This is a genomic window from Streptomyces sp. NPDC058650, from assembly GCF_042717315.1.
GTDB lineage: Bacteria > Actinomycetota > Actinomycetes > Streptomycetales > Streptomycetaceae > Streptomyces.
Genome location: NZ_JBHXRL010000004.1, coordinates 386,940 through 412,995 on the forward strand (window position 1 = coordinate 386,940; position 26,056 = coordinate 412,995).

General features: G+C 70.6%; 22 protein-coding genes. 18 read left to right on the forward strand and 4 right to left on the reverse strand.

All coding sequences use genetic code 11. The features are described from left to right. Nucleotides 1–46: 46 nt before the first annotated feature. Entirely contained in the window at nucleotides 47–925 is an 879-nt protein-coding gene (locus ACFWWU_RS10030; protein ID WP_384141685.1) for an NAD(P)-dependent oxidoreductase, read from the forward strand. A gap of 82 nt (nucleotides 926–1,007) precedes the next feature. Here ACFWWU_RS10030 and ACFWWU_RS10035 read toward each other — a convergent pair whose 3' ends face one another. Further along, nucleotides 1,008–1,964 carry a C40 family peptidase gene (locus tag ACFWWU_RS10035; protein WP_384141688.1) on the reverse strand — a complete coding sequence of 319 codons (957 nt, stop codon included), beginning with the start codon at nucleotides 1,962–1,964 and terminating at the stop codon, nucleotides 1,008–1,010. A 661-nt stretch (nucleotides 1,965–2,625) separates the two neighbouring features. Between ACFWWU_RS10035 and ACFWWU_RS10040 the strand changes: the two genes are divergently transcribed. Genes ACFWWU_RS10040 through nuoN form a run of 14 tightly spaced genes read left to right on the forward strand, consistent with a single transcriptional unit; the run spans nucleotide 2,626 to nucleotide 18,388 of the window. Beyond that, nucleotides 2,626–2,985: an NADH-quinone oxidoreductase subunit A gene (locus ACFWWU_RS10040; RefSeq protein ID WP_019888619.1), complete on the forward strand. Its 360-nt coding sequence runs from the start codon at nucleotides 2,626–2,628 to the stop codon at nucleotides 2,983–2,985. Nucleotides 2,986–3,002: 17 nt separating this feature from the next. Beyond that, nucleotides 3,003–3,557 carry an NADH-quinone oxidoreductase subunit B family protein gene (locus ACFWWU_RS10045; RefSeq protein WP_024756031.1) on the forward strand — a complete coding sequence of 185 codons (555 nt, stop codon included), beginning with the start codon at nucleotides 3,003–3,005 and terminating at the stop codon, nucleotides 3,555–3,557. Further along, nucleotides 3,554–4,285 (forward strand): NADH-quinone oxidoreductase subunit C, encoded by a 732-nt coding sequence (locus ACFWWU_RS10050; RefSeq protein WP_384141692.1) that lies wholly within the window; start codon nucleotides 3,554–3,556, stop codon nucleotides 4,283–4,285. The genes ACFWWU_RS10045 and ACFWWU_RS10050 overlap by 4 nt, the downstream gene beginning before the upstream one ends. Next, nucleotides 4,282–5,604, forward strand: coding sequence for an NADH-quinone oxidoreductase subunit D (locus ACFWWU_RS10055; protein WP_384141695.1), 1,323 nt, complete (start codon nucleotides 4,282–4,284; stop codon nucleotides 5,602–5,604). Before ACFWWU_RS10050 ends, ACFWWU_RS10055 begins: the two co-directional genes overlap by 4 nt. Then, entirely contained in the window at nucleotides 5,601–6,341 is a 741-nt protein-coding gene (gene nuoE / locus ACFWWU_RS10060) for an NADH-quinone oxidoreductase subunit NuoE (protein ID WP_384141698.1), read from the forward strand. The genes ACFWWU_RS10055 and nuoE overlap by 4 nt, the downstream gene beginning before the upstream one ends. Beyond that, nucleotides 6,341–7,702, forward strand: coding sequence for an NADH-quinone oxidoreductase subunit NuoF (gene nuoF / locus ACFWWU_RS10065; protein WP_384141701.1), 1,362 nt, complete (start codon nucleotides 6,341–6,343; stop codon nucleotides 7,700–7,702). Before nuoE ends, nuoF begins: the two co-directional genes overlap by 1 nt. Continuing rightward, nucleotides 7,699–10,182 (forward strand): NADH-quinone oxidoreductase subunit G, encoded by a 2,484-nt coding sequence (locus ACFWWU_RS10070; RefSeq protein ID WP_384141704.1) that lies wholly within the window; start codon nucleotides 7,699–7,701, stop codon nucleotides 10,180–10,182. The genes nuoF and ACFWWU_RS10070 overlap by 4 nt, the downstream gene beginning before the upstream one ends. Beyond that, entirely contained in the window at nucleotides 10,179–11,540 is a 1,362-nt protein-coding gene (gene nuoH / locus ACFWWU_RS10075; protein WP_384141706.1) for an NADH-quinone oxidoreductase subunit NuoH, read from the forward strand. The genes ACFWWU_RS10070 and nuoH overlap by 4 nt, the downstream gene beginning before the upstream one ends. Continuing rightward, nucleotides 11,533–12,111: an NADH-quinone oxidoreductase subunit NuoI gene (gene nuoI / locus ACFWWU_RS10080; protein WP_384141709.1), complete on the forward strand. Its 579-nt coding sequence runs from the start codon at nucleotides 11,533–11,535 to the stop codon at nucleotides 12,109–12,111. Before nuoH ends, nuoI begins: the two co-directional genes overlap by 8 nt. Then, on the forward strand, nucleotides 12,108–12,935 hold the full coding sequence (locus ACFWWU_RS10085; RefSeq protein ID WP_384141711.1) for an NADH-quinone oxidoreductase subunit J: 828 nt from the start codon (nucleotides 12,108–12,110) through the stop codon (nucleotides 12,933–12,935). The genes nuoI and ACFWWU_RS10085 overlap by 4 nt, the downstream gene beginning before the upstream one ends. Next, complete coding sequence (nuoK, locus tag ACFWWU_RS10090) at nucleotides 12,932–13,231, forward strand: NADH-quinone oxidoreductase subunit NuoK (RefSeq protein ID WP_030214504.1); 300 nt, start codon at nucleotides 12,932–12,934, stop codon at nucleotides 13,229–13,231. Before ACFWWU_RS10085 ends, nuoK begins: the two co-directional genes overlap by 4 nt. 11 nt (nucleotides 13,232–13,242) lie before the next feature. After that, nucleotides 13,243–15,138, forward strand: coding sequence for an NADH-quinone oxidoreductase subunit L (gene nuoL / locus ACFWWU_RS10095; RefSeq protein ID WP_384141715.1), 1,896 nt, complete (start codon nucleotides 13,243–13,245; stop codon nucleotides 15,136–15,138). A gap of 5 nt (nucleotides 15,139–15,143) precedes the next feature. Further along, nucleotides 15,144–16,739 (forward strand): NADH-quinone oxidoreductase subunit M, encoded by a 1,596-nt coding sequence (locus ACFWWU_RS10100; protein ID WP_384141718.1) that lies wholly within the window; start codon nucleotides 15,144–15,146, stop codon nucleotides 16,737–16,739. Beyond that, nucleotides 16,736–18,388, forward strand: coding sequence for an NADH-quinone oxidoreductase subunit NuoN (gene nuoN, locus ACFWWU_RS10105; protein ID WP_384141721.1), 1,653 nt, complete (start codon nucleotides 16,736–16,738; stop codon nucleotides 18,386–18,388). Before ACFWWU_RS10100 ends, nuoN begins: the two co-directional genes overlap by 4 nt. Nucleotides 18,389–18,457: 69 nt before the next feature. Here the strand turns inward: nuoN and ACFWWU_RS10110 are convergent, their stop codons facing one another. After that, nucleotides 18,458–19,039 carry a hypothetical protein gene (locus ACFWWU_RS10110; protein WP_384141724.1) on the reverse strand — a complete coding sequence of 194 codons (582 nt, stop codon included), beginning with the start codon at nucleotides 19,037–19,039 and terminating at the stop codon, nucleotides 18,458–18,460. Between the two features lie 198 nt (nucleotides 19,040–19,237). Between ACFWWU_RS10110 and ACFWWU_RS10115 the strand changes: the two genes are divergently transcribed. Together ACFWWU_RS10115 and ACFWWU_RS10120 are read left to right on the forward strand one after the other, a co-directional pair. Beyond that, a complete protein-coding gene (locus ACFWWU_RS10115) occupies nucleotides 19,238–20,176 on the forward strand; it encodes a helix-turn-helix domain-containing protein (RefSeq protein WP_384141727.1) in 939 nt (312 codons plus the stop codon). Nucleotides 20,177–20,222: 46 nt separating this feature from the next. Beyond that, a complete protein-coding gene (locus ACFWWU_RS10120) occupies nucleotides 20,223–21,044 on the forward strand; it encodes a carbohydrate-binding protein (protein WP_384141730.1) in 822 nt (273 codons plus the stop codon). A 15-nt stretch (nucleotides 21,045–21,059) separates the two neighbouring features. Here the strand turns inward: ACFWWU_RS10120 and fahA are convergent, their stop codons facing one another. Further along, complete coding sequence (gene fahA, locus ACFWWU_RS10125; protein ID WP_384141733.1) at nucleotides 21,060–22,286, reverse strand: fumarylacetoacetase; 1,227 nt, start codon at nucleotides 22,284–22,286, stop codon at nucleotides 21,060–21,062. Nucleotides 22,287–22,576: 290 nt separating this feature from the next. Between fahA and ACFWWU_RS10130 the strand changes: the two genes are divergently transcribed. Further along, entirely contained in the window at nucleotides 22,577–23,956 is a 1,380-nt protein-coding gene (locus ACFWWU_RS10130; protein ID WP_384141736.1) for an LPXTG cell wall anchor domain-containing protein, read from the forward strand. Nucleotides 23,957–24,047: 91 nt separating this feature from the next. Here the strand turns inward: ACFWWU_RS10130 and ACFWWU_RS10135 are convergent, their stop codons facing one another. Further along, nucleotides 24,048–26,054 carry a CocE/NonD family hydrolase gene (locus ACFWWU_RS10135; RefSeq protein WP_384141739.1) on the reverse strand — a complete coding sequence of 669 codons (2,007 nt, stop codon included), beginning with the start codon at nucleotides 26,052–26,054 and terminating at the stop codon, nucleotides 24,048–24,050. Nucleotides 26,055–26,056 lie beyond the last annotated feature (2 nt).

A 26,056-nucleotide genomic window follows, 5' to 3' on the forward strand; every position in this document is an offset into this window, starting at 1 on the left:
GTTCTGCCACTGTCGGCCGGATTCCGCCGCTGCGAGCGTGGAACCCATGAGCAAGCAGAACAACACCCCCGCCCCCGTCACCGTCATCGGCCTCGGCCAGATGGGCGCCGCCCTCGCCGGCGCCTTCCTCGCCGCCGGCCACCCCACCACCGTCTGGAACCGCACCGGGAAGAAGGCCGATCCCCTCGTCGCCCGGGGAGCGGTCCGCGCCACGAGCGTCGCCGAGGCCGTCGCGGGTGCCGAGCTCGTCCTGGTCTGCGTCCTCGACTACCCGGCCGTGCGCGAACTCCTCGCCCCCGCGGCCGGGGCACTGCGCGGCAAGGTCCTCGTGAACCTCACCACCGGCTCGCCCGAGCAGGCCCGCGCGGAGGCGCAGTGGGCGGCGGAGCACGGCGTCGGCTACCTGGACGGCGGGATCATGACGACCCCGCCCGGGATCGGCGACAGCGCCGCCATGATCCTCTACTCGGGCGCGCCCGAGCTCCTCGCCGCGCACCGCCCGGCCCTGGCCGTGCTCGGGGACCCCGTCGACCTCGGCGCGGACGCGGGACTCGCCTCGCTCTACGACGCCGGTCTCCTCGGCCTCATGTGGTCGGTCTTCGGCGGCTGGCTGCACGCGAGCGCCCTCGTGGGCGCGGACGGGGTGACCGCCACGCGGTTCACGGAGGTCGCGAACCGCTGGCTGAAGACCGTCTCCTGGTTCATGAGCGGCTACGCCGGGCAGATCGACGCGGGGGAGTACCCGGGAGACGACGCCACCATCGACGTGCAGGTCGTGGCCATCGGACACCTGCTGCACGCGGGGGAGGCGCGGGGGGTGGACGGGCGGCTGCCGCGGCTGCACCTGGAGTTGATGCGCTCGGCGGTGGAGGCCGGTCACGGCGGCGACAGCTACGCGCGCATCATCGACGCGTTCCGGAAATAACGCCTGAAGCATGACGAACGCCGAAGGACCGTCTCTCCCCCGAGGAGTGACGGCCCTTCGGCATGCTTCGTGGTGTGCCGGATCAGAGGATCCGGACGGCGCCCGACGGGGTGTCCCAGTCGAGCGAGCGCTCGACGACGCCCGTGGCCGAGTTCTGCGCGCCGACGTACTTGCCGCCGCCGACGTAGATGGCGACGTGGTACGAGCCGCTGCGGCTGCCCCAGTACAGGATGTCGCCCGGCTGGAGGTTGCTCAGCGAGACGGAGGTGCCCATGCTCGACTGGTCGCTGGAGATGCGCGGCAGGTCGATGCCGGCCTGGCTGTAGGCGGCCTGGACGAGGCCCGAGCAGTCCCAGGAGTTGGGGCCGGTGCCGCCGCGGACGTACGCGTCGCCGACCTGGGCGCGCGCGAAGGCCACGATCGCGGCGGCGGAGCCGGAGGGGGCCTGCGTCTCGTTGCTGCTGCCGCTCGTGGACGAGCCGCTGTCCGAGGAACCGGAGGAGCCGGACGAGCTGGAGGAGCCGCTGTCCGACGAGCCGGAGCCCGAGACGCTGGAGCCGGAGGAGCTGTTGTCGCTCGTGGAGGTGGTGGCGAGCTGGGTGCGCGCACGGTCGCGGGAGGCGCGCTCCTCGGCGTCCTTGCGCTCCTGCTCGGCCTTCGCCTTGGCCTCGGCCTCGGCGCGGGCCTTCTCGGCGCGCTCGGCCTCGGCCTTGCGGTCCGCCTCGGCCTTGGCCTTCTTGGCCTCCTTGGCGGCCTTCTGCAGGGCCGCGTTCTCCTGGGACTCCAGGCTCTGGTCGAGGGCCTCCTGCTGGGACGCCTCGGCCGAGGCGGCGACAGCGCTCGCCAGGCCCGCGGTGTCGAGGGATCCGAGCGTGGGCATTTCGATGGTCTCGGTCACCGGCTCGGCAGACGCCGGCCCGGCAGCACCGGCCACCGCGATGGTGCCGAGGACGCCACCGGCAACTCCGGCACGGAGCGCGAGCTTCGAGGCGCTGCGGCGGGGCTTCCGGTGGCTGGGTATGTGAGCGGTGTGGGACATGGGAACAACCGCTATCAGGGCTTGGTGGTTCCCTTCAAGAAACGTGGGCTGCGCCACAGTTGTGCAGGGAACGGGTGAATCCGCTTCTCTGGCGCCCTTATTGACGCCGTAACGGGCAAATCGGGCACGGCTCATCGCGCCCTTGATCATGTGTTTTCAATAAAACGTCCGAATTGCCCGTCACTTACCACCTCTTCACCTCAGTGGCCAAGCCCCGTTTTCCCGGACCCCGGTGTGGTGTGACGCAGGTCACCACCTGGCTCGTGAACGAGTGCACACGTCCACTCCCGTACGCGGGACCCCTCGACCGGGCGATGTGCGCTTCCTTTATCACCGGCGCCCGTCCCATCGCCAATTTGCTTGTATGTGCCATGGCTTGATAGTGCGACACCCCCTCCGAGCAGCGACTTCCGGTACGGATGTCACATCTGGTGATCACCTGGGCGCTTCGCGCAACAAGATCACCCCTCATCCGGCTTCATGATCCTTCGTCAGGTGGTGGAGATCACAAACTCGTTGCCGCACCCCGTGTCGCAGATCACAGAGGGGCGGGCATAGGATGCGGGACAGCCGGGCTTGTGAACTGCCTCACATGGGGGCGATCTTTCACGGTCCGGTCGTGCGATCCAACGGTCAAGGACGACTGGAAGGAGCGAGGAGCGTGAATGCGTACGCGCCCGTCCTCGTGCTCGGTGCCCTGGGTGCGGGGTTTGCGATCTTCTCCGTGGTCATGGCCACGCTTATCGGGCCAAAGCGGTACAACAGGGCAAAACTTGAGGCGTACGAGTGCGGCATCGAGCCGACACCCACGCCCGCCGGAGGCGGCCGCTTCCCGATCAAGTACTACCTGACGGCGATGCTCTTCATCGTCTTCGACATCGAGATCGTCTTCCTCTACCCCTGGGCCGTCACGTTCGACGCCCTGGGGCTTTTCGGGCTCGTGGAGATGCTGCTCTTCGTGCTCACCGTCTTCGTCGCCTACGCGTATGTGTGGCGTCGCGGCGGCCTGGAATGGGACTGAGGGGCTGAGGGGCACCTATGGGACTCGAAGAGAAACTCCCGAGCGGCTTTCTGCTGACGACGGTCGAACAGGCCGCGGGCTGGGTGCGCAAGGCGTCCGTGTTCCCCGCGACCTTCGGCCTCGCCTGCTGCGCCATCGAGATGATGACGACCGGCGCCGGCCGGTACGACCTGGCCCGCTTCGGCATGGAGGTCTTCCGCGGCTCACCGCGCCAGGCCGACCTCATGATCGTCGCCGGCCGCGTCAGCCAGAAGATGGCGCCCGTCCTGCGGCAGGTCTACGACCAGATGCCGAACCCCAAGTGGGTCATCTCCATGGGCGTCTGCGCCTCCTCGGGCGGCATGTTCAACAACTACGCGATCGTGCAGGGCGTCGACCACATCGTGCCCGTCGACATCTACCTGCCCGGCTGCCCGCCGCGGCCGGAGATGCTCCTCGACGCGATCCTCAAGCTCCACCAGAAGATCCAGACCTCCAAGCTCGGCGTGAACGCCGAGGAGGCGGCGCGCGAGGCGGAGGAGGCGGCGCTCAAGGCGCTGCCGACCATCGAATTGAAGGGTCTGCTCCGGTGAGTGACGAGACACCCAACCCCGAGAAGGAGCTGAGCGAGCAGAACCTGCCCGGCCAGCGCGGGGAGCACGGCGAGGAGGTACGCCTCCAGCGTGGCATGTTCGGCGCCGACAACGGCGGTGACACGTCCGGCTACAACGGCCTCGTCCGCTCGATCCGCCTGCCCGGCCCGGCCGCCCGCCCGTACGGCGGCTGGTTCGACGAGGTCGCCGACGAACTCGAAGGCGCGCTGGAGGAGCAGGGACTGCTCCCGGGCAACGCCATCGAGAAGACGGTCGTCGACCGCGACGAGCTCACCTTCCACATCGAGCGCGAGCACCTCGTACGGGTCGCCAGGACCCTGCGCGACGACCCGGCGCTCCGCTTCGAGCTCTGCACCGGCGTCTCCGGCGTCCACTACCCCGGGGACAAGGGCCGCGAGCTGCACGCCGTCTACCACCTGCGCTCGCTCACCCACGGCAGGCTGATCCGCCTGGAGGTCTCGGCGCCCGACGCCGACCCGCGCATCCCGTCGCTCGTCGCCGTCTACCCGACGAACGACTGGCACGAGCGCGAGACGTACGACTTCTTCGGCATCGTCTTCGACGGGCACCCCGCCCTCACCCGGATCATGATGCCGGACGACTGGCAGGGCCACCCGCAGCGCAAGGACTACCCCCTCGGCGGCATCCCCGTCGAGTACAAGGGCGCCCAGATCCCGGCTCCGGACCAGCGGAGGTCGTACTCGTGAGCACTTCCCACGCGTCTCCCCGCGAGACGACAGAAGGCGCCGTCTACACGGTGACCGGCGGCGACTGGGAAGAAGTCGTCCAGTCCGCCGCCAAGGCCGACGACGAACGCATCATCGTCAACATGGGCCCGCAGCACCCGTCGACCCACGGCGTGCTCCGCCTCATCCTGGAGATCGACGGCGAGACCGTCACCGAGGCCCGCTGCGGCATCGGCTACCTCCACACCGGCATCGAGAAGAACCTCGAATACCGGACCTGGACGCAGGGCACGACCTTCGTCACGCGCATGGACTACCTCACCTCGTTCTACAACGAGACGGCGTACTGCCTCGGCGTGGAGAAGCTCCTCGGCATCACCGAGCAGATCCCGGACCGCGCGACCGTCATCCGCGTCCTGCTCATGGAGCTCAACCGGCTCTCCTCCCACCTGGTGTGCATCGCCACCGGCGGCATGGAGCTCGGCGCCACCACGATCATGATCTACGGCTTCCGGGACCGCGAGATGATCCTGGACCTGTACGAGCTGATCACCGGCCTGCGCATGAACCACGCGTTCATCCGCCCCGGCGGCCTCGCCCAGGACCTGCCGCCCGGCGCCGTCGACGCCGTCCGCGAGTTCGTGAAGACCATGAAGAAGAACCTGCCGGAGTACGACAAGCTCGCCACCGGCAACCCCATCTTCAAGGCCCGCATGCAGGACGTCGGCTACCTCGACCTCACCGGCTGCATGGCCCTCGGCGCCACCGGCCCGATCCTGCGCTCCGCCGGCCTCCCGCACGACCTGCGCAAGACCGACCCGTACTGCGGCTACGAGAACTACGAGTTCGACGTCCCGACCGCCGACACCTGCGACTCCTACGGACGGTTCCTCGTCCGCCTGGAGGAGATGCGCCAGTCGCTGCGGATCGTCGAGCAGTGCCTCGACCGGCTCGCGCCGGGACCGGTCATGGTCGGCGACAAGAAGATCGCCTGGCCCGCGCAGCTCGCGCTCGGCCCCGACGGCCTCGGCAACTCCCTCGACCACATCAAGAAGATCATGGGCACCTCCATGGAGGCCCTGATCCACCACTTCAAGCTGGTCACCGAGGGCTTCCGGGTTCCCCCCGGGCAGGCCTACGCGGCCGTCGAGTCGCCCAAGGGCGAGCTCGGCGTGCACGTCGTCTCCGACGGCGGCACCCGCCCCTTCCGGGTCCACTTCCGCGACCCGTCCTTCACCAACCTCCAGGCCATGGCCGCGATGTGCGAGGGCGGCCAGGTCGCCGACGTCATCGTCGCCGTCGCCTCCATCGACCCCGTGATGGGAGGCGTCGACCGATGACGGAGAACGTCAGCCTGGGGATGCCCCAGCTCCCCGCCCCCGCGTACCCGGCCGAGGTCCACGCGCGCCTGACCGAGGACGCGACGGCGATCATCGCCCGCTACCCGGACTCCCGCTCCGCACTCCTGCCGATGCTGCACCTCGTGCAGTCGGAGGAGGGTCACGTGACCCGTACCGGCATGCGGTTCTGCGCCGAACTCCTCGGCCTGACCACCGCCGAGGTCACCGCCGTCGCCACCTTCTACACGATGTACCGGCGCAAGCCCTCCGGCGACTACCAGGTCGGCGTCTGTACGAACACGCTCTGCGCGGTCATGGGCGGCGACGCCATCTTCGACGAGCTCAAGGCCCACCTCGGCGTCGGCAACGACGAGACGACCGACGACGGCAAGATCACCCTCGAACACATCGAGTGCAACGCGGCCTGCGACTTCGCACCCGTCGTGATGGTCAACTGGGAGTTCTTCGACAACCAGACCCCGGAGTCCGCCAAGAAGATGGTGGACGACCTGCGGGCCGGCCGGACCGTCGAACCCACCCGCGGCGCCCCCCTCTGCACCTTCAAGGAGACCGCCCGCATCCTCGCCGGCTTCCCCGACGAGCGCCCCGGCGCCGTCGAGGCCACCGGCGGCGCGGGCCCCGCCTCCCTCGTCGGCCTGCGGCTTTCCAAGGGCGAGGCCCCGCACCACCGAATCGTTCACCCGCGCGGTGAGGCAACCCGTCAGGAGGGGAAGTGATGACCTTGGCGGCCGAGATCGACAACAACAACAGCCCCGAGAAGCTTCTCGCCCCGGTCCTCTCCGCCTTCTGGGACCAGCCCAACTCCTGGACCCTGGAGACCTACGAGCGGCACGAGGGATACCAGGGCCTCAAGCGGGCCCTCGCGATGAGCCCCGACGACCTCATCGCGTACGTCAAGGAATCCGGGCTCCGCGGTCGCGGCGGCGCCGGCTTCCCCACCGGCATGAAGTGGCAGTTCATCCCGCAGGGCGACGGCAAGCCGCACTACCTCGTCGTCAACGCCGACGAGTCCGAGCCCGGCACCTGCAAGGACATCCCGCTCCTCTTCGCCAACCCGCACTCCCTCATCGAGGGCATCGTGATCGCCTGCTACGCGATCCGCTCGAACCACGCCTTCATCTACCTGCGCGGCGAGGTCGTCCCCGTGCTCCGCCGCCTCCACGAGGCCGTCCGCGAGGCCTACGCCGCCGGCTACCTCGGCACGAACGTCCTCGGCAGCGGACTCGACCTCGAACTCACCGTGCACGCCGGCGCCGGCGCGTACATCTGCGGCGAGGAGACCGCCCTCCTCGACTCGCTCGAAGGGCGCCGCGGTCAGCCCCGGCTGCGGCCGCCCTTCCCGGCGGTCGCCGGTCTGTACGCCTGCCCCACTGTCGTGAACAACGTCGAGTCCATCGCGTCCGTTCCCGCGATCCTCAACCGCGGCAAGGAATGGTTCACCTCGATGGGCAGCGAGAAGTCCCCGGGCTTCACGCTCTACTCGCTCAGCGGGCACGTCGCCTCACCCGGCCAGTACGAGGCCCCCCTCGGCATCACCCTGCGCCAGCTCCTCGACATGAGCGGCGGCATGCGACCCGGCCACCGCCTCAAGTTCTGGACCCCCGGCGGCTCGTCCACGCCCATGTTCACCGAGGAGCACCTCGACGTGCCCCTCGACTACGAGGGCGTCGGCGCCGCCGGATCCATGCTCGGCACCAAGGCCCTCCAGTGCTTCGACGAGACGACCTGCGTCGTCCGGGCCGTCACCCGCTGGACCGAGTTCTACGCGCACGAGTCCTGCGGCAAGTGCACCCCCTGCCGCGAAGGCACCTACTGGCTCGTCCAGTTGCTCCGGGCCATCGAGAACGGGGCCGGCACCCTTGCCGACCTCGACAAGCTCAACGACATCGCCGACAACATCAACGGCAAGTCGTTCTGCGCCCTCGGCGACGGCGCCGCCTCGCCGATCTTCTCCTCGCTCAAGTACTTCCGCGCGGAGTACGAGCAGCACATCACGGGCAAGGGCTGCCCCTTCGACCCCGCCAGGTCGACCGTCTGGGCCGACCGGCGCGCAGACAACACGGAGGTGAACGCATGACAGTCACCACGTCTGCCCCCTCCGGGGGCGGCGAGGCGGCGCTCCCGCCCCAGGACCTCGTCACGCTGACCATCGACGGCATCGAGATCTCCGTCCCCAAGGGGACGCTGGTCATCCGCGCCGCCGAACAGCTCGGCATCGAGATCCCGCGCTTCTGCGACCACCCGCTCCTCGACCCCGCCGGCGCCTGCCGCCAGTGCATCGTCGAGGTCGAGGGCCAGCGCAAGCCCATGGCGTCCTGCACCATCACCTGCACCGACGGCATGGTGGTCAAGTCGCAGCTGACCAGCCCGGTCGCCGAGAAGGCCCAGCACGGGGTGATGGAGCTGCTGCTCATCAACCACCCGCTGGACTGCCCGGTCTGCGACAAGGGCGGCGAGTGCCCCCTGCAGAACCAGGCCATGTCCCACGGCCAGTCCGAGTCCCGCTTCGACGGCGTCAAGCGGACCTACGAGAAGCCCGTAGCGATCTCCACCCAGGTGCTCCTCGACCGCGAGCGCTGCGTCCTGTGCGCCCGCTGCACCCGCTTCTCCAACCAGGTCGCGGGCGACCCGATGATCGAGCTGCTCGAGCGCGGCGCGCTCCAGCAGGTCGGCACCGGCGAGGGCGACCCCTTCGAGTCGTACTTCTCCGGCAACACCATCCAGATCTGCCCGGTCGGCGCCCTCACCTCGGCCGCCTACCGCTTCCGCTCCCGCCCCTTCGACCTGGTCTCCTCGCCGTCGGTCTGCGAGCAGTGCGCGGGCGGTTGCGCCACCCGCACCGACCACCGGCGCGGCAAGGTCATGCGCAAGCTCGCCGCCGAGGACCCCGAGGTCAACGAGGAGTGGATCTGCGACAAGGGCCGCTTCGCCTTCCGGTACGCGCAGCAGCGTGACCGGCTCGCCACCCCCCTCGTCCGCAACCACGAGACCGGTGAGCTCGAAGCGGCGTCCTGGCCCGAGGCCCTGGAGGCCGCCGCCCGCGGACTCGTCCGCGGCCGCACCGGCGTCCTCGCCGGCGGCCGGCTGACCGTCGAGGACTCCTACGCGTACGCCAAGTTCGCCCGGGTCGCCCTCGACACCAACGACGTCGACTTCCGGGCCCGGGTCCACTCCGGCGAGGAGGCCGACTTCCTGGCCTCCGCCGTCGCGGGGCGGGGACGGGACCTGGACGGTACGGGTGTCACGTACACCTCGCTCGAAGCGGCCCCGGCCGTCCTCCTCGTCGGCCTGGAGTCCGAGGAGGAGGCCCCCGGCGTCTTCCTGCGGCTCCGCAAGGCCTGGCGCAAGCACGGGCAGAAGACGTACGCGATCGCCTCCCACGCGACCCGCGGCCTGGAGAAGGCGGGCGGCACCCTGCTGTCCGCCGCCCCCGGCACCGAGACCGAGTGGCTCGACGCGCTCACCTCCCGGGTCACCCTCGAAGGCGACGGGCTCGCCGCCGCCGAGGCCCTCCGCCGGGAAGGCGCCGTCATCGCCGTCGGCGAGCGCCTCGCGGGCGTGCCCGGCGCGCTCACCGCCGCCCTGCGCGCGTCGGCCGCCACCGGCGCCCGGCTCGTCTGGATCCCGCGCCGTTCCGGCGAGCGCGGAGCGGTGGAGGCGGGCGCGATCCCGACCCTGCTGCCCGGCGGCCGGCCCGCGACCGACCCGCGCGCGCGGGAGGAGGTCGCCGCCGCCTGGGGCGTCCGCGAACTCCCGCACCGCTACGGCCGCGACACCGGCCAGATCGTGGAGGCCGCCGCCACCGGCGAACTCGGCGCCCTGCTCGTCGCCGGCGTCGACGTCGTCGACCTGCCCGACCCGGCACGCGCGCGTGAGGCACTCGACGCGGCGTTCGTGGTCTCCCTGGAGCTGCGGCCCGGCGAGGTCACCGAGCGCGCCGACGTCGTCCTGCCGGTCGCCGCCGTCGCCGAGAAGCCCGGCACCTTCCTCAACTGGGAGGGCAGGGCACGCCTCTTCGAGGCCGCGCTCAAGCCCGAGCAGATGACCAGGCCGCTCGCCCCGGCCGACGCGCGTGTGCTCCACATGCTCGCCGACGCCATGGACGCCCACCTGGCCCTGCCCGACCTGCGGTCCGTACGACGGGAGATCGACCGGCTCGGCCGCTGGACCGAGGATCGGGCCTCCGAGCCCACCGAGCCCGGCCAGGCGGCGCCCCGGCCCGGCGACGGCGAGGCCGTCCTCGCCGGACACCGCCTCCTCCTCGACCTCGGCCGCCTCCAGGAGGGCGACACCGCCCTGGCCGGCACCCGCCACGCGGCGGTCGCCCGGCTCTCCGCCGCCACCGCCGCCGACACCGGCGTCAAGGACGGCGACACCCTGGAGGTCACCGGCCCGGCCGGCTCGGTCACCTTCCCGCTCCAGATCACCGAGATGCCCGACCGTGTGGTCTGGCTCCCGCTGAACTCGACCGGCTCCGGCGTCTACTCCGACACCGGAGCGCACCCCGGCGACCTGGTTCGCATCGGCGCGGCCACCACGACGGAGGTCCAGGCATGAACACCGTCCTCGCCGCCGAAGACCTGTCCATGTTCGGCACGGACCCCTGGTGGCTCGTCGCGATCAAGGCCGTCTTCTGCTTCGCCTTCCTGATGGTGACCGTGCTCTTCTCCATCGTGTGGGAGCGCAAGGTCGTCGCCTGGATGCAGCTGCGCGTCGGCCCCAACCGGCACGGCCCCTGGGGCATGCTCCAGTCCCTCGCGGACGGCATCAAGCTGATGCTGAAAGAGGACGTGATCGTCAAGAAGGCCGACAAGGTCGTCTACGTCCTCGCCCCGATCATCGCCGCCATCCCGGCGTTCATGGCGATCGCCGTGATCCCCTTCGGGCCCGCCGGCAACGAGGTGTCGATCTTCGGCCACCGCACGGCGATGCAGCTCACCGACCTGCCGATCGCGATGCTGTACGTCCTCGCGGTCGCCTCCGTCGGCATCTACGGCATCGTCCTCGCGGGCTGGTCCTCCGGCTCCACGTACCCGCTCCTCGGCGGCCTGCGGTCCTGCGCGCAGATGATCTCGTACGAGATCGCCATGGGCGCGGCCTTCGCCTCCGTCTTCCTCTACTCCGGGTCGATGTCGACCTCGGCGATCGTCGAGGCGCAGGCGGACCGCTGGTTCGTCATCCTGCTGCCGGTCTCGTTCATCATCTACATCGTCACGATGGTCGGCGAGACCAACCGCGCCCCGTTCGACATGCCGGAGTCCGAGGGCGACCTCGTCGGCGGCTTCAACACCGAGTACTCGTCCATCAAGTTCGCGATGTTCATGCTCGCCGAGTACGTGAACATGGTGACGGTCTCGGCCGTGTCGGTGACGCTCTTCCTGGGCGGCTGGCGGGCCCCGTACCCCGTCTCCACCTTCTGGGAGGGCGCGAACCACGGCTGGTGGCCGATGCTCTGGTTCGTCCTCAAGGTGCAGCTGCTCCTCTTCTTCTTCATCTGGCTCCGCGGCACGCTGCCGCGCGTCCGCTACGACCAGCTGATGAAGCTCGGGTGGAAGGTCCTCATCCCGGTCTCCGTGGTCTGGCTGATGCTCGTCGCCACCGTCCGGGCCCTGCGGAACGAGAACATCGCGTTCGGCAACATCGTCCTGTACGTGGCCGGTGCCGTCCTCGGACTGCTGCTGCTCTCCATCGTCTTCGACACGTTCCGCGACAGGAAGGCGAAGGCCGAGGCGAAGGCCCCCGAGGACGCGCGGCCCTTCGACCCCATGGCCGGCGGCTTCCCCGTACCGCCCAAGCCCGGACAGTCCCTGCCGCCCGTGCCCCGGCGCAGGCCACGCCACGACGGGGACCTCGTTGTCAGTGGCGCCTCCGATACTGCTACTGCGAGTGAGCGAAAGGAGACGGACGGTGTCTGACTTCGAGAATCCGGTGGCCGGCTTCGGCGTGACCTTCAAGGCCATGTTCAAGAAGCGGCTGACCGAGCAGTACCCGGAGCAGCCGAAGACGACGGCGCCCCGCTTCCACGGCCGGCACCAGCTCAACCGTCACCCCGACGGCCTGGAGAAGTGCGTCGGCTGCGAACTGTGCGCCTGGGCCTGTCCCGCCGACGCCATCTACGTCGAGGGCGCGGACAACACCGACGAGGAGCGCTACTCGCCCGGCGAGCGGTACGGCCGCGTCTACCAGATCAACTACGCCCGCTGCATTCTGTGCGGGCTGTGCATCGAGGCCTGCCCCACGCGCGCGCTGACGATGACCAACGAGTTCGAACTGGCCGACTCCTCCCGCGAGAACCTGATCTACACCAAGGAGCAGCTCCTCGCGGGTCTTGAGGACACCATGGTCGACACCCCGCACGCGATCTTCCCGGGGATGACCGAACAGGACTACTACCGGGGCCTCGTGACCGAGGTCGCGCCCGGGACCGTCCAGCAGGTCGCCGTCTCCAAGGGCGAGAAGGGCGAGCCGGAGGGGGCGGACGCATGAGCGCGAACCTCGCGGCCTACGCCACGTCGTCCGGTGAGGCCTTCCAGTTCTGGGTCCTCGGCACCGTCGCCGTCGTCGGCGGCCTCGCCACGATCCTGATGAGGAAGGCCATGCACAGCGCGCTGTCGCTGGCCGGCACGATGATCATTCTGGCGGTCTTCTACCTCGCCAACGGCGCGTACTTCCTCGGCATCGTCCAGATCGTCGTCTACACCGGCGCGATCATGATGCTCTTCCTCTTCATCGTCATGCTGGTCGGCGTCACGGCCGCGGACTCCCTGAAGGAGACCATCAAGGGGCAGCGCTGGTGGGCCGCGGCCTGCGGCCTCGGCTTCGGCCTCCTGCTGATCGCCGGCATCGGCCAGGCCTCGCTCACCGAGTTCAACGGCCTCGGCGCGGCCAACTCCGCGTACGGCGGGAACGTCGAGGGCCTCGCCGCCCTCATCTTCACCAAGTACGTCTTCGCCTTCGAGATGACCGGCGCGCTCCTCATCACGGCGGCCGTCGGCGCGATGGTGCTCACCCACCGCGAGCGCACCCAGCGCGCCGCCACCCAGCGCGAACTCTCCGAGCAGCGCGTACGCGAGGGCACGCACGTGCCGCCGCTGCCCGCGCCCGGCGTCTACGCCCGGCACAACGCCGTGGACGTCGCCGGTCTGCTCCCCGACGGCTCCCCGTCGGAGCTCACCGTCATGCAGACCCTGCGCAAGCGGGGCCAGATCCGGGACGTGTCCAGCGAGGCGCTGGCCGACCTCAAGGCCCTGGAGCAGCGCTCCGAGGAGCGGCTCGGCCGGGACCGGGACGAAGAGGAGGCCACCCGGTGAACCCCGTCAACTACCTGTATCTCGCGGCCCTGCTGTTCACCATCGGTGCGGCCGGGGTCCTGATCCGGCGCAACGCGATCGTGGTCTTCATGTGCGTCGAGCTGATGCTCAACGCCTGCAACCTCGCGTTCGTCGCCTTCTCCCGCATGCACGGCAACCTCGACGGCCAGATCATCGCGTTCTTCACGATGGTCGTCGCCGCCGCGGAGGTCGTCGTCGGGCTCGCGATCATCGTGTCCGTCTTCCGTGCCCGCCACTCGGCCTCGGTCGACGACGCCAGCCTGATGAAGCTGTGAGGGGCTGACCCGTGGAAAATCTCATTGCGCTGCTCGTCGGGGCACCTCTGCTCGGCGCGGCCGTCCTGCTGTGCGGCGGACGGCGGCTCGACAAGACCGGGCACTGGCTCGGCACCCTGCTCGCGGCCGTCTCCTTCGTCATCGGCCTGGCGCTCTTCGCCGACATGCTGGGCAAGAGCGCCGACGACCGGGCGATGCACCAGCGGCTGTTCACCTGGATCCCGGTCGAGGGCTTCCAGGCGGACATCGCCTTCCAGCTCGACCAGCTGTCGATGACCTTCGTCCTGCTGATCAGCGGGGTCGGCACGCTCATCCACGTGTACTCCATCGGCTACATGGAGCACGACGAGCGCCGCCGCCGCTTCTTCGGCTACCTCAACCTGTTCGTCGCGGCGATGCTCCTGCTCGTCCTCGCCGACAACTACCTGCTGCTGTACTTCGGCTGGGAGGGCGTCGGCCTCGCCTCGTACCTCCTGATCGGCTTCTGGCAGCACAAGCCCACCGCGGCGACCGCCGCGAAGAAGGCCTTCCTGGTCAACCGGGTCGGCGACATGGGCCTGTCGATCGCCATCATGATCATGTTCACCACCTTCGGGACCTTCGCCTTCGGGCCGGTCCTGGCGGCGACCGACCAGGTCTCCGAGGGCACGGCGACCGCGATCGGTCTGATGCTGCTCCTCGCGGCCTGCGGCAAGTCGGCCCAGGTGCCGCTGCAGTCCTGGCTCGGGGACGCGATGGAGGGCCCGACCCCGGTCTCGGCCCTCATCCACGCGGCCACGATGGTGACCGCCGGCGTCTACCTGATCGTCCGCTCCGCCGACATCTTCAACGCGGCGCCGGACGCGCAGCTCGTCGTCACCGTCGTCGGCGCGGTCACGCTCCTCTTCGGTGCGATCGTCGGTTGCGCCAAGGACGACATCAAGAAGGCCCTCGCCGGTTCGACGATGTCGCAGATCGGCTACATGATCCTGGCGGCCGGCCTCGGCCCCATCGGCTACGTCTTCGCGATCATGCACCTGGTGACCCACGGCTTCTTCAAGGCCGGGCTCTTCCTCGGTGCCGGTTCGGTCATGCACGGCATGAACGACGAGGTCGACATGCGGAAGTACGGCGGCCTGCGGAAGTACATGCCGGTCACCTTCGTCACCTTCGGCCTCGGCTACCTCGCGATCATCGGCTTCCCCGGCCTGTCCGGCTTCTTCTCCAAGGACAAGATCATCGAGGCGGCCTTCGCGAAGGGCGGCACCGAGGGCTGGATCCTCGGCGCGGTCACCCTGCTCGGCGCGGCCATCACCGCGTACTACATGACCCGCGTGATGCTGATGACCTTCTTCGGCGAGAAGCGCTGGCAGGCGGATGCCGAAGGCCACGAGCCGCACCCGCACGAGTCGCCCAGGTCCATGACGATCCCGATGATCCTGCTGGCCTTCGGGTCGGTCTTCGCGGGTGGGTTCTTCAGCATCGGCGACCGGTTCGTGAGCTGGCTGGAGCCCGTCACCGGCTACGCCCACGGCCACCCGCCGATCAGCGCCGCCGCCGTCACCACCGCCACCGTCGCCGTCATGGTGATCGGCGTCGGCCTCGCCTACCTCCAGTACGGGCGCAGGCCCGTCCCGGTGGTCGCCCCGCGCGGCTCGCTCCTCACCCGGGCCGCCCGCCGCGACCTGCTCCAGGACGACTTCAACCACGCCGTCTTCGTCACCGGGGGCACGCACCTCACCCGCTCGCTCGTCTACGTCGACCACTCCCTGGTCGACGGCGTCGTCAACGGCACCGCGGCCACCGTCGGCGGGCTCTCCGGCCGGCTGCGCAAGCTCCAGAACGGCTACGCCCGCACGTACGCGGTCTCCATGTTCGGAGGTACTGCGGTGCTGATCGCCGCGACCCTGCTGATGAGGGCGGTGTAACTCCCATGTCCTTCCCGCTCCTTACGCTGACGGCAGCGGTGCCGGCGCTCGGTGCGATCCTCACCGCCGCCGTCCCCGCCGCCCGTCGCACCGCCGCCAAGTGGCTGGCGCTGCTCGTCTCGCTCGCCACGCTCGTGCTCGCCGCCGTCGTCTTCGTACGGTTCGAGCCCGGCGGCGAGCGGTACCAGCTGACCGAGTCCCACTCCTGGATCAAGGACTTCGGGGTCCGGTACGAACTCGGCGTCGACGGCATCGGGGTGGCGCTCATCGCGCTCACCGCCCTGCTGATCCCCTTCATCATCCTGGCGGGCTGGCACGACGCCGACCCCCTGGAGACGAAGTCCCCGCGCTGGCGCCCGACCCAGGGCTTCTTCGCCCTGATCCTCATGGTCGAGGCGATGGTGATCCTCTCCTTCGAGGCCACCGACGTCTTCCTCTTCTACGTCCTCTTCGAAGCCATGCTCATCCCGATGTACTTCCTCATCGGCGGCTTCGGCGACCGGGCGCACTCGGGCTCCGACGAGAACGCGGCGGCCCAGCGCTCGTACGCGGCGGTCAAGTTCCTGCTCTACAACCTGGTCGGCGGCCTCATCATGCTGGCTGCGGTCATCGGGCTCTACGTGGTCGCGGGGAACTTCTCGCTCACCGAGATCGCCGAGGCGCGCGCCAACGGGTCCCTCGACATGGCGACCAACACCGAGCGGCTGCTCTTCCTCGGCTTCTTCTTCGCCTTCGCGGTGAAGGCGCCGCTCTGGCCGCTGCACACCTGGCTGCCGAACGCGATGGGGGAGGCGACCGCCCCGGTCGCCGTCCTCATCACCGCCGTCGTCGACAAGGTCGGCACCTTCGCGATGCTCCGCTTCTGCCTCGGGCTCTTCCCCGAGGCCTCGAAGTGGGCCACTCCGGCGATCATCGTCCTCGCGCTCATCAGCATCGTGTACGGGGCGCTGGTCGCGGTCGGCCAGCGGGACATCAAGCGGCTGGTCGCCTACGCGTCGATCTCGCACTTCGGCTTCATCGTCCTGGGCATCTTCGCGATGACCAGCCAGGCGCAGTCCGGTGCCACGCTCTACATGGTCAACCACGGCATCTCGACGGCCGCGCTGATGCTCGTCGCCGGCTTCCTGATCTCCCGGCGCGGCTCGCGGCTCATCGCCGACTACGGCGGAGTGCAGAAGGTCGCCCCGGTGCTCGCCGGCACCTTCCTGATCGGCGGTCTCGCGACCCTGTCGCTGCCCGGACTCGCGCCGTTCGTCAGCGAGTTCCTCGTCCTGGTCGGCACCTACGCGCGCTACCCGGTGGCCGGCATCATCGCCACCACCGGCATCGTCCTCGCCGCTCTCTACGTCCTCGTCCTGTACCAGCGGACGATGACCGGGCCGGTGAAGGAGGAGGTGCGCACGCTGCCGGACCTGCGGGTGCGCGAACTGGCGGTGGTCGTCCCGCTGATCGCCGTCCTGATCTTCCTCGGGGTCTTCCCGAAGCCGCTGACGGACGTCGTCAACCCGGCGGTGCAGCACACCATGTCCGACGTCCAGCAGAAGGACCCCCAGCCCACCGTGCCGGCTGCGTTCGTCCACGATGAGGAGGCCGCCCAGTGAGTGCAACGGCTGTCCACAGCCTGTGGACGACGGCGGCGGTCGAGCCGCTGAGCAAGATCCCGGCCCCCCACATCGAGTACGCGCAGCTCTCGCCCGTACTCATCGTGATCGGCGCCGCGATCGTCAGCGTCCTCGTCGAGGCCTTCGTGCCCCGCAAGGGCCGGTACGTCGCCCAGGTCTTCCTCTCGGTCCTCGCCCTCGCCGCGTCCTTCGCCGCCGTCGTCGCCCTGGCGGCCGGCGGTTACGGCACCACCAAGGCCCAGATCGCGGCCATGGGCGCCATCGCCGTCGACGGGCCCGCCCTGTTCCTCCAGGGCACCATTCTCCTCGCCTCGATCGTCGCGATCTTCACCTTCGCCGAGCGCAGGCTCGACCCGGCCGACCACGGCCACAAGGTCGACTCCTTCGCCGCCGAGGCCGCCGCTGTTCCCGGCAGCGAGCAGGAGAAGGCGGCCGTCAAGGCCGGCTTCACCACCACCGAGGTCTTCCCGCTCGCGCTCTTCGCGATCGCCGGCATGCTCGTCTTCCCGGCGGCCAACGACCTCCTGACGCTCTTCGTCGCCCTGGAGGTCTTCTCCCTCCCGCTGTACCTGCTCTGCGCCGTCGCCCGCCGCAAGCGGCTGATGTCGCAGGAGGCGGCCGTCAAGTACTTCCTCCTCGGCGCCTTCTCCTCGGCGTTCCTGCTCTTCGGGATCGCCCTGCTCTACGGCTACGCGGGCTCCGTCTCGTACGCGACGATCGCCCGGGTCGTCGACGGCGCCGTCGTCTCCGTCGACCCGGCGCTCGCCGACACCATGGGCAACGACGTCCTGCTGCTCATCGGCTTCGCCATGGTCCTCACGGGGCTCCTCTTCAAGGTCGGCGCCGTGCCGTTCCACATGTGGACCCCGGACGTCTACCAGGGCGCCCCGACCCCGGTCACCGGCTTCATGGCCGCCGCGACCAAGGTCGCCGCGTTCGGCGCGCTGCTCCGCCTGCTGTACGTGGTGCTGCCGGGCCTCACCTGGGACTGGCGGCCGGTCATGTGGGGCGTCGCGATCGTCACCATGCTGGGCGGCGCGATCGTCGCCATCACCCAGACCGACATCAAGCGGCTCCTGGCGTACTCGTCGATCGCGCACGCGGGCTTCCTGCTCGCGGGTGTCATCGCGGCCACGCCGAGCGGGATCTCGTCCGTCCTCTTCTACCTGGGGGCGTACTCCTTCGTGACGATCGGCGCGTTCGCCGTCGTCACCCTGGTCCGGGACGCGGGCGGCGAGGCCACCCACCTCTCCAAGTGGGCCGGGCTCGGGCGCCGTTCGCCGCTCGTCGCGGCGGTCTTCGCGGTCTTCCTGCTCGCCTTCGCCGGCATTCCGCTGACCTCCGGCTTCTCCGGCAAGTTCGCGGTGTTCAAGGCGGCGGCGGACGGCGGCGCGGGCGCGCTCGTCGTGGTCGGCGTGCTCTCCTCGGCGATCGCCGCGTTCTTCTACATCCGGGTGATCGTGCTGATGTTCTTCAGCGAGCCGAAGGCGGACGGCCCCACGGTCGCCGTGCCCTCGGCCCTGACGACGCTCGCCATCACGGCGGGCGTCGTGGTCACGCTGGTGCTCGGCCTCGCGCCGCAGTACTTCCTGGACCTGGCGAACCAGGCGAGCGTCTTCGTCCGGTAGCGGTTCCCGCACGACGCCGAGGGCCCGGCCCCGCCACCACGGCGGGACCGGGCCCTCTCGTGCGCGTGCCTACGACGACATCGGCGCGTCCTCCGGACAGACACAGTGCACCCGCGGGTTGTACGGCGTGAGGAGGCCCGCCGGGTTCTTCTTGTAGAGCCACGCGTGCAGGGTGTAGACGTCACCGACCGGAGGGATCACGGCCGGTCCGTCGAAGCCGTGGCCGAAGAGACGCGGCCGGGGCTGCCCCGTGTTGGGGACGACCCACTCGACCGCGACGAGTTCGCGCTTGCCGGTCTCGTGGTTCTTCTCGTACAGCACCGCGGCGGGCTTCGTCGGGTCGGTCGAGCCGATGTTCGCCGGGTTGACGTAGTGGTAGCCCATGCCGCCGAGCTTCTCCGGGCTCTCGTCCACCATGCACATGTCGGTGCGCTGGAAGCCGTCGTCGATGGCCTTCTGCTCCGACTTGTACCGCACCGTGGCGTCGTAGGCCTTCTTCAGGTCCGGATGGGGGAAGTCGGGGACCGGCTTCCCGGCGGACACGGCCGGATCGGCCGGGGCGGCGGAGACGGCCGGTGCCGCTCCCAGGGTCAGCGATCCGACGGCGGCCAGGGCGAGCGCGGCCATGAGGCGACGGGGTAGAGCGGACATGTAGGTGTGCTCCTCGGGTGGGGGCGCGCCGTGCGGGGCGCCTGACGGGCGCGGGCTCCCCCCTGTTCCCACTGCCTCCAGCAGCATCGGCTTCCCGGCAGGGGTGTCGCACGCGGGGGTGACCCATTGGAGGTGCCCGTGTCATCGTGGAAACCACCCCGAATGGTCTGTACCACTCACCCGGGAGGAAGCGTCACGATGCGCGGCTCGACCGTCTTACCAGGGACTCCCTGCGCCGCCCCCCGGGCGGGCGACCCGCCCGTCCACCGCCTGGAGCTGCGCCTGCCCGACGACGTGCCCTTCGCCGCCGGAAGCTTCGACGCCGTCGGGCCCCTGTCGAGGGCCGCCTTCCCGCACCGCCACACCTTCTACGAGATCGTCCATGTGACGGCAGGGACCGGCGCCCACGTCGTCGACCTGGCCCGCTGGCAGCTCCACCCGCCCCACCTGGCCGTGATCGTGCCCGGGCAGGTCCACCACTGGGAGGACGCGCGCGGCCTGGACGGCACCGTCGTCCTCTTCACCGAGGACTTCCTCCTCGACCACCCCGGCGACCGGGACCTGCTGCGCCGCCTCGGCGAGCGCCCCTGGTTCACCCTCGACGGGCCCGCCCACGCCCGCACCACCGGGCTGATGGCCGAACTCGCCGAGGAGTACGGGCACGGCGCCACCGGCTTCGCGACGGTCCTGCGGTCCCTGCTGCGCGTCCTCCTCGTCCGGACGGCGCGACTCCCGGGGCCCGAGGCGGCGCGTACGGCCGGGGCGCCGGCCGGCCGATTCGGTGCCGTCGCCGCCGAGTTCGCCCGCCTGATCACCCCTGCCGCGGCGGACCACCGGTCCGTACGGGAGTGCGCCGAGCGGATCGGGGTCACCCCCGGCTACCTCACCGAGGCCGTACGGGCCGCCACCGGCCGCACCCCCGGCGCCCTGCTCCGCGAGGCCCGCACACGCGAGGCACAACGACTTCTCGTCGGCACCGAATTGACGATCCGCCAGATCTCGGCCCGGATCGGCTTCGACGATCCCGCGTACTTCTGCCGCTTCTTCCGCCGCGAGACCGGCCGCAGCCCGGGGGACTTCCGAAAACACCACGACCGCCGCGTTCCGTCCCTCGAAGTCAACGGCCCGCGCCCCTAGGTTCGTTGCCATCCCCGCCACCCCCGCCCCCGCAGGAGGAGCAGGCATGGACCACGAAACCAGTACCGGGCACGTCACCCGCAAGGCGGTGCTGCGCGCCGCGCTCGCCGCCGGCATGGCGGCACCCGCGGTGCTCATGGGCGTCCCGGCGCTCGCCCGTACCCTCACCGCCGGCGAGGCGGCACCCGCGCTCACCCCGGAGTGCGACGACGGCGACGACCCGACCCTGCCGCAGACCGAGGGCCCGTACTTCAAGCCGCACTCACCGCTGCGCACCAGCCTGGCGGAGCCCGGCACCCCCGGTATCCGGCTCACCGTCAGCGGCTACGTCTTCGGACTCGCCTGCCGGCCGATAGCGGGCGTCCTGCTCGACTTCTGGCAGGCCGACACCAACGGCACCTACGACAACACCGGATTCCGCTTCCGCGGCCACCAGTTCACCGACTCGCGGGGCGCCTTCGCGCTCACTACGATCGTGCCCGGCCTCTACCCGGGCCGCACCCGGCACCTCCACGTCAAGCTCCAGGCCCCCGGCCGGCCCGTGCTCACCACGCAGCTGTACTTCCCGAACGAACCCCGCAACAACACCGACAGCATCTTCGACCCGCGGCTGCTCATGACCGTCCGGGACGCGGGCGGAGCCCGGGAGGCCGCCTTCGACTTCGTCCTGAACGTGCCGCAGGGCCCCGGCCCGAGCCCGACGCCGACGTCCACGGGAGCCCCCGGCGGGACCTGGGCCGCCGGGACCGCCTACCGGGCCGGGGACGCCGTCACGTACGGCGGCCCGGGCTACGCGTGCCTCCAAGCACACACGGCCCAGGCCGGCTGGGAGCCGCCGAACGTCCCCGCGCTGTGGCGGGTGCGCTGACGGCCGTCGTACGGCTCAGACGGAAGGAGCGATCCGGCCCCGGACCTCGCCGAGACCCACCCGCGTGCCGTCCGGGCCCGGTGCCCAGGCCGTGAGCACGACCTCGTCGCCGTCCTCCAGGAACGTCCGCTTGCCACCGGCCAGTTCGAGCGCGTCCCGGCCGTTCCAGGTGAGTTCGAGCAGCGAGCCGCGCTGGCCCGCCTCGGGCCCGGAGACCGTCCCGGAGCCGTACAGGTCACCCGTGCGCAGCGAGGCGCCGTTCACCGTCATGTGGGCGAGCTGCTGGGCCGCCGTCCAGTACATGGTGGAGAACGGCGGCTCGGCCACGGCCTCGCCGTTGATCTCCACCGTGATCCGCACGTCGAAGCCGCCCGGCTCCTCCGCGGCCGCGTCGTCCAGGTACGGAAGCAGCGGGAAGTCCCGCGCGGGCGGGGCCGTCCGGGCGGCGTCCAGCGCCTCCAGAGGCGTCACCCACGCCGCGACCGACGTCTGGAACGACTTGCCGAGGAACGGGCCGAGCGGCACGTACTCCCACGCCTGGATGTCCCGCGCCGACCAGTCGTTGAGCAGCGACAGACCGAAGACGTGCTCCTGGAAGTCGCCGAGCGCGACCGGCCGGCCCAGCTCCGACGGGGTGCCGACGAGGAAGCCGACCTCCGCCTCGATGTCCAGCTTCACGGAGGGACCGAAGACCGGGGCCGCGTCCGTCGGCGCCTTGCGCTGCCCGGAGGGGCGTACGACATCGGTGCCGGAGACCACGACCGTGCCCGCGCGACCGTGGTAACCGATCGGCAGGTGCTTCCAGTTGGGGGTGAGGGCGTCGCCGTCCGGGCGGAAGATCCGGCCCACGTTCGTCGCGTGGTGCTCGCTCGCGTAGAAGTCGACGTAGTCCGCGACCTCGTACGGCAGGTGCAGCGTCACCCCGTCCAGCGGGTACAGCAGCGGCTCGATGTCCGCCCGGTGCGCCGGCACCGTCACCCAGGCCGTGAGCGCCCGGCGCACGTCGCGCCAGGCGGTCCGCCCGGCCGCGAGCAGCGAGTTCAGGCTCGGCTGGGCGAGCAGCGCCGCGTAGGGCGAGCCGAGCGCGTGCGCAGCGGCGCCCGCGTCCAGCACGTGTCCGCCGATCCGGACGCCGAGCCGGCGCCGCCCGGGCTCGTCGGCGGTCGAGAAGACGCCGTACGGGAGGTTGTGCGGGCCGAAGGGATCGCCCTCGGCCAGGTCGAGCGGGCTGTGCTCGGACATCTGTGCGTGCCTCGCTTTCCACGTGTGTGGGGGACACGTTACGGGGCCCGCCGCCGGGCGCTGATGACATGGATCACACAGAAAGTGCGGCCTCCGTGGGCAACTGTCCGTCTTCGCGCGGTTTGTGTGCTCGGTGCGTGATGCACCCCGCCCCGGGCCGCGAAAAGCGGTCTCCCGCAGGGGCGTTCCGAGCCCTACGATCACGGTGGTATCGCGCCGCGTGTAGTTGCCGCAGGCGCGCGCCCCGCTTTTCTTTCACCCCTCCCTGACCAGGAAAAAGGTCCCGCACTGTGAAGATTCGTCGCATCCTCGCGACCGCCGTGGCCGCCGCTGTGACCACCCCGGTCGTGTTCCTCTCCGCCGCGCCCGCGTTCGCCGACACCAAGCCGTCGCCCGCGTCGACCCAGAAGCCCGCCTCGCACGAGGACTCGGACGACGATGACTTCGCCGAGTACGAGAAGCTCCTCGCCGCCGTCGAGGCCGCGGAGGCCAAGCTCGAGGACCTCAAGGCCAAGCGCAAGGCGGCCGTTCAGGACGTCAGGGACAACAAGATCGACGAGGCCCTGAAGACCGAGCAGACCGCGGCCAAGGCCGCCGTCGAGGCCGCGAAGACCGCGAAGGCCACCGCCGACGCGGCGCTCGTCACCGCCGAGGAGGCCCTGGCGAAGCTGAAGGAGACCGGCAGCACCGCCACGCCGGAGGAGATCGCGACGGCCGAGCAGGCCGTCACCACCGCGAAGACCGCCGCCGAGGCCGCCGTCGCCACCAAAACCGCCGCCGACCTCCGCCTGAAGAACGCGAACACCGCCGTGGACGACGCGCGGGTCGCCCTCGCGCGGAAGGTCAGCCTCATCGACGCCGACATCGTGGTGGCCGAGCAGGATCTCGCCGACGCCGAGGACGCCCTGGAGGAGTTCGAGGGCGGCGAGATCTGCGAGGAGGAGGTGCTGGAGAAGGACTCCTCCCTCAAGGTCGCGCTCAATGGCCCGAAGACGGTCACCGCCGGCGAGCCCGCGATCTTCTCGCTGCGTGTGAGCAACCCCACCGAGGAGACCCTGGAGGGCGTCCATGCCTACGTCGACGCAATGCGTCTCCCCGCGCCCGGTGAGCTCATCGACGACGAGACGCACTTCGCCAAGCGGATCATCCCCGTCGAGTGGTCCTCCGCCGACAACCTGGAGTGGACCCCGTTCACCGAGGAGTTCGACGACTCCATCGAGGTCGGCAAGCTTGTCAAGGGCGGCCACTACGACGTGAAGCTCCGCCTCACGGTCGCCGCCGACGCCCCCGCGGGCAAGGGCGCGGCCTTCAGCTTCGGCGCGTACGAGAAGAACGACGGTGACTGCGGCGGCGGCGAGCAGTTCGCGCGGACCGAGTTCGACATCCTCGCGGCCAAGACCGACAAGCCGAAGCCGGAGCCGACGGAGACGACCACCCCGGCGCCGACGGAGACGACCGCGACGCCCACCCCGGCGCCGACCGTCACCACCGGCGGGAACACGAACACCACCCAGCAGGGCGGCTCGTCCCGCACCCCCGTGAACGGCACCCTCGCCGCCACCGGTGCGAACGACACCCTGCCGCTCGGCCTCGCCGCCGCCGGGGCCGTCGCCCTCGGCGCCGGCGCGCTCGTCTTCGCCCGCCGCCGCAAGGCCGGCGCGAACGCGTAAGCGAGCCCGTAGGCGAGCCCGTAGGCGAGCCCGTAAGGCGCGGCGAAGGCGCCCGTACCCCCAGCCGGGTACGGGCGCCTTCGCGCGTTCCTCAGCCCGCCGTGCGCGGGATGCTCTTCTCCCACGTGCGGTGGAAGACGACCTCGCCGCCCTCCTTGCACACCACCTCGTTCGCGGTGTGGAAGGCGTCCGCGTCGCAGGAGATCTCCGAGCGCGTGTCGACCGTGACGTCCCAGGCCAGCTCGGGCCGGTGCAGCCGGATCGACCACTCCGAGCGGGTCCGCGCGGACAGCGGGTCGCCCTCGTCGATCGTGTACGTCTCCACCGCGTCCTCGGTGAACTCCAGGCCGTCCGGGTACACCCGCGTACCCCCGTACTTCGGGTCGACCTCCAGCTTCCATTCGCCCTTCGCCACGTCCCGCACCACGACCCGCTCCGGGCGCGGCTCCTCCAGGGTGCGCGGGTAGGCGACGCCCAGCGGCTCGGACTGCTCCGGCTCCTCCCACTCGACGGCGTCGTCCGTGTGGCGGCGTACCGGCAGCGTGAGGGAGGAGCCCGCCGGGTCGAGCGTGAAGCCCTTCGCGTCCGGCTGCGGCCAGATCCACGGCCAGTACGCGGAGGAGACCGCGAGCCGCACCCGGTGGCCGGGCGGGAAGGTGTGCCCGATGCCGTTCAGCTCGAAGACGAAGCTCTCCCACTCGCCGACCTGCGCCTCCACGGCCCGGTCGCGGCCGTAGCGGGCGGAGAAGTTCAGCGCGCCGCGTGTGACGAGCGTGGAGGAGCCGTCGGGGGCGATGTCGCAGAGTCGGGCGACGGCCTGGCCGGTGGGGGCGTCCGCGCGCAGGGCGAGGCTGACGGACGGACGGCCGAGGATCTCGATGGGGCCGCCGTCCTCGGGGACGGCGAAGTCGAAGCAGGCCGAGTGGGCGTCCTCGTCGCGCTGGTCCGGCGGCAGGTCGGCGTCGTTGCCGAAGGGGAAGAACCGGCCGGCGTCGATGCCGGTCTGCTGCGGGGAGTCGACCACGAGGGGGGCGCCCTGGAAGCCGTACGTGACGGGGGTGACGTTCGGGGAGGGCCAGGCGGGGTCGGTGACCCAGCGGCCCGGCAGCTCCTCGTACACGGTGGCCGGCGGGTGCGACTCGCTGATCCAGGTGCGCAGCAGCGGCTCGGCCATCACGTCGTTCTCGACGCCCTTGAGGTGGTGGTCCCACCAGCGCAGGGTCTCCTGGAGGAAGCCGATGGCGGGTCCCGGCGGCAGGCCGCGGTCCGGGTACTGGTGGGACCAGGGGCCGATGATGCCGCGCACCCGGTCCTGGGGGAGGTGCTGGGCGAGCCGCAGGACGGTGTCCCGGTACGGGTCGTGCCAGCCGCCCACGGCGAGGACGGCGGCCCCGATGGCGGAGTAGTCCTCGCAGACGCTGCCGTGCCGCCAGTACGCGTCGCGGGTCTGGTGGGCGAGCCAGGTGTGGATGAGCGGGTCCACGGCCTCCAGGCGCTTCAGCCACCGCTCGCGCCACTCCTCGCCCGCGTACCGCGGGTCGGGCGGCCGGCAGACGAAGGCCAGCATGGTGGCCGCCCAGGCGTGCATGTCGACGCCGAGGACCGAGCCGCCCATGTAGTGGACGTCGTTGTCGTACCGGTCGTCGGTGGAGCAGACGGTGACGATCGCCTTGAGGGGTTCGGGGGCGAGGGCGGCGATCTGGAGCGAGTTGAAGCCGCCCCAGGAGATGCCGAACATGCCGACCTTGCCCGTGCACCAGGGCTGCTCGGCGAGCCAGTTCACGACGGCCACGCCGTCGGCGAGCTCGACGGCGTCGTACTCGTCGCCGGGGAGGCCCTCGCTGTTGCCGTGGCCACGGACGTCGACCCGTACGGAGGCGTAGCCGTGGCCCGCGTACCAGGGATGGCGCTGCCAGTCGCGGGGCGCGGTCCAGTCGCTGAGGCGGTACGGCAGGTACTCCAGGAGGGCCGGTACGGGCTCGGCGGTGACCGGGCGCCAGATCCGGGCGTACAGCCGCGTGCCGTCCGGGAGGGGGATGCGGATGTCCTCGTGGCGGGTCTCGTACGGGAAGTCGGTACGGATCTTCGGCTTCGGCATCA

What these genes read in the sequence shown, in the direction of transcription:
- ACFWWU_RS10030 (WP_384141685.1), top strand. Translation starts at nt 47, where the DNA reads ATGAGCAAGCAGAACAACACCCCCGCCCCCGTCACCGTCATCGGCCTC.
- ACFWWU_RS10035 (WP_384141688.1), bottom strand. Translation starts at nt 1,964, where the DNA reads ATGTCCCACACCGCTCACATACCCAGCCACCGGAAGCCCCGCCGCAGC.
- ACFWWU_RS10045 (WP_024756031.1), top strand. Translation starts at nt 3,003, where the DNA reads ATGGGACTCGAAGAGAAACTCCCGAGCGGCTTTCTGCTGACGACGGTC.
- nuoE (WP_384141698.1), top strand. Translation starts at nt 5,601, where the DNA reads ATGACGGAGAACGTCAGCCTGGGGATGCCCCAGCTCCCCGCCCCCGCG.
- nuoF (WP_384141701.1), top strand. Translation starts at nt 6,341, where the DNA reads ATGACCTTGGCGGCCGAGATCGACAACAACAACAGCCCCGAGAAGCTT.
- ACFWWU_RS10070 (WP_384141704.1), top strand. Translation starts at nt 7,699, where the DNA reads ATGACAGTCACCACGTCTGCCCCCTCCGGGGGCGGCGAGGCGGCGCTC.
- nuoH (WP_384141706.1), top strand. Translation starts at nt 10,179, where the DNA reads ATGAACACCGTCCTCGCCGCCGAAGACCTGTCCATGTTCGGCACGGAC.
- ACFWWU_RS10085 (WP_384141711.1), top strand. Translation starts at nt 12,108, where the DNA reads ATGAGCGCGAACCTCGCGGCCTACGCCACGTCGTCCGGTGAGGCCTTC.
- ACFWWU_RS10100 (WP_384141718.1), top strand. Translation starts at nt 15,144, where the DNA reads ATGTCCTTCCCGCTCCTTACGCTGACGGCAGCGGTGCCGGCGCTCGGT.
- ACFWWU_RS10110 (WP_384141724.1), bottom strand. Translation starts at nt 19,039, where the DNA reads ATGTCCGCTCTACCCCGTCGCCTCATGGCCGCGCTCGCCCTGGCCGCC.
- ACFWWU_RS10115 (WP_384141727.1), top strand. Translation starts at nt 19,238, where the DNA reads ATGCGCGGCTCGACCGTCTTACCAGGGACTCCCTGCGCCGCCCCCCGG.
- ACFWWU_RS10120 (WP_384141730.1), top strand. Translation starts at nt 20,223, where the DNA reads ATGGACCACGAAACCAGTACCGGGCACGTCACCCGCAAGGCGGTGCTG.
- fahA (WP_384141733.1), bottom strand. Translation starts at nt 22,286, where the DNA reads ATGTCCGAGCACAGCCCGCTCGACCTGGCCGAGGGCGATCCCTTCGGC.
- ACFWWU_RS10135 (WP_384141739.1), bottom strand. Translation starts at nt 26,054, where the DNA reads ATGCCGAAGCCGAAGATCCGTACCGACTTCCCGTACGAGACCCGCCAC.